5 protein-coding genes are annotated in these 5,027 nt (G+C 30.7%); all 5 read right to left on the bottom strand.

Annotated elements, in window-relative coordinates; genetic code table 11:
- Nucleotides 1–1,223, bottom strand: a 1,223-nt coding sequence (locus COL3_RS26315) for a cell wall-binding repeat-containing protein (RefSeq protein WP_099716771.1), incomplete at its 3' end; no start/stop codon positions are given.
- Between the two features lie 166 nt (nucleotides 1,224–1,389).
- Nucleotides 1,390–1,761: a four-helix bundle copper-binding protein gene (locus COL3_RS26310; RefSeq protein ID WP_008429926.1), complete on the bottom strand. Its 372-nt coding sequence runs from the start codon at nucleotides 1,759–1,761 to the stop codon at nucleotides 1,390–1,392.
- Nucleotides 1,762–1,898: 137 nt separating this feature from the next.
- Nucleotides 1,899–3,155 (bottom strand): S8 family peptidase, encoded by a 1,257-nt coding sequence (locus COL3_RS26305; RefSeq protein ID WP_008429927.1) that lies wholly within the window; start codon nucleotides 3,153–3,155, stop codon nucleotides 1,899–1,901.
- A gap of 275 nt (nucleotides 3,156–3,430) precedes the next feature.
- Nucleotides 3,431–3,850, bottom strand: a complete 420-nt coding sequence (locus COL3_RS26300) for a pyridoxamine 5'-phosphate oxidase family protein (protein WP_008429928.1) — start codon at nucleotides 3,848–3,850, stop codon at nucleotides 3,431–3,433.
- A gap of 374 nt (nucleotides 3,851–4,224) precedes the next feature.
- Nucleotides 4,225–4,761 (bottom strand): hypothetical protein, encoded by a 537-nt coding sequence (locus tag COL3_RS26295; protein WP_008429930.1) that lies wholly within the window; start codon nucleotides 4,759–4,761, stop codon nucleotides 4,225–4,227.
- Between the last annotated feature and the right edge of the window lie 266 nt (nucleotides 4,762–5,027).

Here is a 5,027-nt window from a genome sequence, read left to right as displayed (position 1 = left end):
TTCATTTCATTGCCCATATGATGCATCATTCCATGGTCCATGTTATCCTTCATTTCTTTACCCATCTGACACATCATTCCATGATCCATGTTACCCTTCATTTCTTTACCCATATGGCACATCATTCCATGATCCATGTGCTCCTTCATTTCATTATCCATGTTATCTTTCACTTCATTGCTCATCTGACACATCATTTCATGGTCAATGGAAAGAAAAGTTTCTATCATTACTTGTGTTTCATAGCTGATAATCTCTGTATTACCAAGAATAAATCCATGCATAAATTGAGGTTTAGGCATGTCCTTATGTGGTAAAGGCTTAATTGATTTAATATATCTTTCTACTACTGCTGGTATTTTATCTTTTTCAAGCAATAATGGCGGCGTATGTTTGCCCATATGTGCAAATAATGCGCCTGCTATAATTTCCATAGGATTGTTGAGGTCTCCAAATGTAAATGCATGGCCTCCTCTATAATTTCTTCCCCATCCAAATTCAGTTTTAACATCTTTGAATATTGCAAAATTGACTGCTATATCGTAAGGGGTGTTTCCGTCTATTCTAGTCAAACTTTTAACACTATCCATATTACATAAATACTTTTCAACTTCCTTTGATATGGTTCTGGCTGATCCAATAATATAAATATTAATACCATTCATTTTTTTAATTGTGTCTATAGTACATTGAGGAATTCTTTTTTTCTGGACAAATAAAATTGGATCCCCATGATGCGCAGCCCAATACCCTGCGGTAATTCCTTCTGAATAATCTTCTCCTGAAACTATAAGAACGTTTTTGAACTCTTTTCTTACATTGGGTATTATACATGCTGTTTCATAATGGCTGCAGCCTGCCATATGATGTGTTTTAAATCCACAACTATTAAGCTCTGAAGATACATTTTTCGAAATGTTTCCAACTAAAATTACATGTATACCTTTATACCCTTTTGGTGATAGTCTTTGAATTTCCTTTAAGGTTTCCTTGCTTAATCTTTTTCCATCCGTAAACAAAAGAGCTGCATTAATTGGAAAATGAACTAAAGAGGTTGCTGCTATTCCATGAAAAACATCATTTTTATTCACCAAAATTACAGCATTAGGCTTCATATTACTAAAACCCATTTTAGATATTTTTATAGCTGTTTCTAATGCATTATTTGCACAAATCCTTGTAGAATTCAATGTAAATGGACAATTTTCTAAACTATAATTCATTATTTTCCTCCAAAAACTTTTACAGTTAATATAATATGAATAAATAATGTATTTTGATATAAGGCACAATCAAGAAAATAAAAAATCGCTATCATTTTGGTAGCGATTTTGAGTTCAATTTATTATTTAATTTTTTATATTAAGGCATAGAGTAAAGTTAATAATTCTACATATTTAACATATGTCTACATTCACTGGCGCATTGGCGACATGTATCTGCACATGTTTGACAGTGTTGATCATCAAATGTACTACATTCTTTTGCACAACTTTCACAGATTGCTGCACACACAGTACATATTTCTCTAATATGTCCGCTGCCTCTTGACATAAAACAAACTGCAGTAGAACATATTTCTGCGCAATCTTGAAGAGTTTTTATGCAGTACATTCTATCTCTAACATTGCTTTCTTGTAAACATAGATTTATACACTCTTGGCAGAATTGTATACATTGACTGCACATATCAATGCATGACTGCATTGGATTTCCTTCAGATATAAGTGAATTAGAACGTCTAGTCATAGTAGTTTCCATTTTTATTTCCTCCTTTAATATTTAAATATTACAAAACATATTTTTTTCTAATCACTATAAAAATATACTTTTCTGTTCATGTTTAAGTTATCCATAACTACAAAAAATACAGGTAAATAACCTGTATTTTACATTTATTATTTTTCTAATTGTTTTACTTTCTTAATTGCATTATAGGCATCGATAAGCCCATATCCTGTTTGCATATCTTTTCCTTTTGACATAATATCCTTTGTAGTACTATCTAAAACCTCTTCTATTTGACTTGGAGATAAGTTAGGATCTTCTGCCTTTACCATAGCCGCAATTCCTGTCACGACTGGTGCCGCCATACTTGTTCCATCCCACGCTTCATACCCTCCTGGAACTGTACTTAATATTTGAACTCCTGGTGCAGAAACCTTTATACAATTTCCATAATCAGAGAAGTAAGCTTTTTTATAATTATAATCCATTGCAGCTACTGCAAATGCCCCATCACTTGCTGGACTCACATTATCACTGCTTGAGTCATCATTTCCTGCAGCAGCTACTACAAAAGCTCCCTTATTCTTAGCATAATTTATTGCCGCAGAAATCTCTTTACTCTTTTCATTTGTCCCGAAACTCAAATTAATCACATCTGCTCCATTATCTGCTGCATATTTAATACCTTTAACAATTGTATCTATATCTCCTTCTCCATTGCCATCAAGCACTTTTATAGGAATTATTTTCACATCTAAAGTTCCTGTAATTCCAGCTATACCAGTACCATTATCTGCACTTGCAGCTATTATTCCCGATACATGAGTGCCATGACCATTATCATCCATTATATTAGAATTATTGTCTACAAAGTTATATCCCTTATTTGTTAGCACTCTATTTTTCAAATCTGGATGTGTATAATCTACACCTGTATCTAGAACCGCAACTTTTATTTCCCTTTTTTGTTTTATTAAAGGCCATGCCTTATCTGATTCTGTGTAACTAATATCCCACTCATATCTATATCCAGGGTCATTTACAACAAGATTAGTATTTTCTTTTATATCTCCCAACTGAAAATCTTTTTTTACAGGAGTTTTTTGTATTGGTTTTATTATTTTTATGCTTTTAGGTCCTCTAACTATTTGAATTCCTTCTACATTATGAATCTCATTTAAAATATATTGTTCTAATTCACTAGGGGATATTTCATCGTTTTCCCCATCAGTTCTTCTAACAATTATAATTCCTTTCAATTTACTTAGAAGGTTATCAAAATTAGAATTTCTTAGCGACTTTACATAACTACTTACATTATCAAGCTTATCACTTATAGTACTTTTGTCAGATGAAAAAGTAAAAATATAACCTAATGCGAATACTACTGATACTACTGTTATAAATTTAATAAACTTTCCCGCCATAAAAACCTCCTACATCCTACAATTTAATATTAACATTTGTAATTATGGTCAATAATCCCATTTTAAAACTTAGTTTAAGTAATTACTAATAAATAATACAATATAATTGTGAAGATTATATGAAGATTTTTTATTAATTATTTAAAATTTTAGATAAACACAAAAATTAGGTACATATGTCTCTCCCTCATTTAACCGTAAAGGTTTTAAACACATACACCTAATTTCTTTGTTTGACTATAAGCCTAAAACTAAATATGAAAGGAATAACATAATTATTCAACAGTAAAATCTTCAGATTTAAAATTGCTATAAAATCTTCCTAATTTTGCTGTAAATTTCAAAACACAATAATCTGGATCATCTACTCCTAATGGATAATACATCGTATCGCCATCGCGCCAAATCATCTTTTTACTTTCCTTATCTTCTAAAACTTCCATTGTTCCTTTTAGCATTACACCTCTAAAAAACCTCTTATCGCAAAAGTAAATGCAGGCTTTTGGATTTTCTCTATATTGCCTTACCCTCATTGAAGAAGTATTTGTTGTAAAATAAAAAACCTTTATTCCTTCTCTTTTTCTAGGTGGCAACATAGCTTTGTTATTTGGAAAACCATCTTCATCTACAGAGCCAATAAAAGCTACACTTTGTTTATCAATTAAATTTCCTATAGTTTCAACTGGATTTCTCATTGCACACACCCCTTTTTAAGTATATCTGTAGGATAACACACTTTCTAATATTTGCATATTACCCACTTTTTTGTAGGTATCTATAATCCCAAAGTTAACTAATTTTTATTATTTTGTGCAGCTATTACAAATCTGTGTTCAAAGGTTTCATAATAGCCTCTTTCAGCTATTTCATTTTGTAATTCACAAAGTTCATTAAAGTTCTTTTCAACTGTGAACCCTGGAAACTCCTATTGAATTATCTTGGTACAATCTGCTATCAGATTATTTTAACTGAACCAAGAATTTAATTCGCTTTATCCTCATAAATGAGTTCCATCCTCTCATAAGAAAAACATATATTACATTATGCAACTAAAACTAATGTAACATTATCAACCTAGTACTGTAGCTTGGAAACACAAGAATCCATCACTATATCCCTTTATTGTATTTTCTTCTTTTACAATATACACTGGATTTTCCCCATATACAGGATGTGAATACTTTACTTCTATTTCATTTGCATTTGTAGTATGACAGAGTTCTTTTAATATAAATAATCCTTGAACTACAGGATTTTCTGTTAAATGAATTGAATTTGTATCACCAGTAGTATGACTAAAATCCGCAATTTCTTTCTTTGAAAAATTACGCCATAAGTCTCCTTGATTTTCTAATACATCTGGTTTTTTTGCTTCTTTTACTTCTACATTCATCATCAAATAAACTGTCAATTTCTCAATAATTTGTGTTCCATTATATCCTGAACATTCAATTATACAAAGTTTCTTACTATTCTTTATTATTTCATTTTTAAAGTTTTCATCACTTGTACTTTCACTAAATCTTTGATATTTTACCTTAGCAATAAAGGCTCCTTCATAAAAGAAATCTTCCCCTGTAGCAAATGCTGTGAACAATTTTATCATCTTCATGCTCCTTATAATACCAATTTAATCAATTCTCTATAATAAATAAAATAATTATAACATAATTTACCACCAATTGTAATTTCTACACTATACTCTTCATTCCCGCTCAATATATAAACAGTTTTTACTAGACTTTTATGTGAATATCTTCACCAGAAATCATAAATATTTTTTGGAGAAAACATTTGAAAATGAGCTGCTAAAGGTTCTTAAGCAGAGAACCCAAATCTATGATTTGGTGTGAGTCGCTTACTCAGCGAACG

Source organism: Clostridium sp. LS (genome assembly GCF_002760435.1).
Classification (GTDB): Bacteria; Bacillota; Clostridia; order Clostridiales; family Clostridiaceae; genus Clostridium.
The sequence above is the reverse complement of the archived record's forward strand: the minus strand, read 5'-3'. Positions and strand labels throughout refer to the sequence as shown.

Excerpts from the sequence above, each read along its gene's own strand:
- COL3_RS26310 (WP_008429926.1), bottom strand. The coding sequence starts at position 1,761 with ATGGAAACTACTATGACTAGACGTTCTAATTCACTTATATCTGAAGGA.
- COL3_RS26305 (WP_008429927.1), bottom strand. The coding sequence starts at position 3,155 with ATGGCGGGAAAGTTTATTAAATTTATAACAGTAGTATCAGTAGTATTC.
- COL3_RS26300 (WP_008429928.1), bottom strand. The coding sequence starts at position 3,850 with ATGAGAAATCCAGTTGAAACTATAGGAAATTTAATTGATAAACAAAGT.
- COL3_RS26295 (WP_008429930.1), bottom strand. The coding sequence starts at position 4,761 with ATGATAAAATTGTTCACAGCATTTGCTACAGGGGAAGATTTCTTTTAT.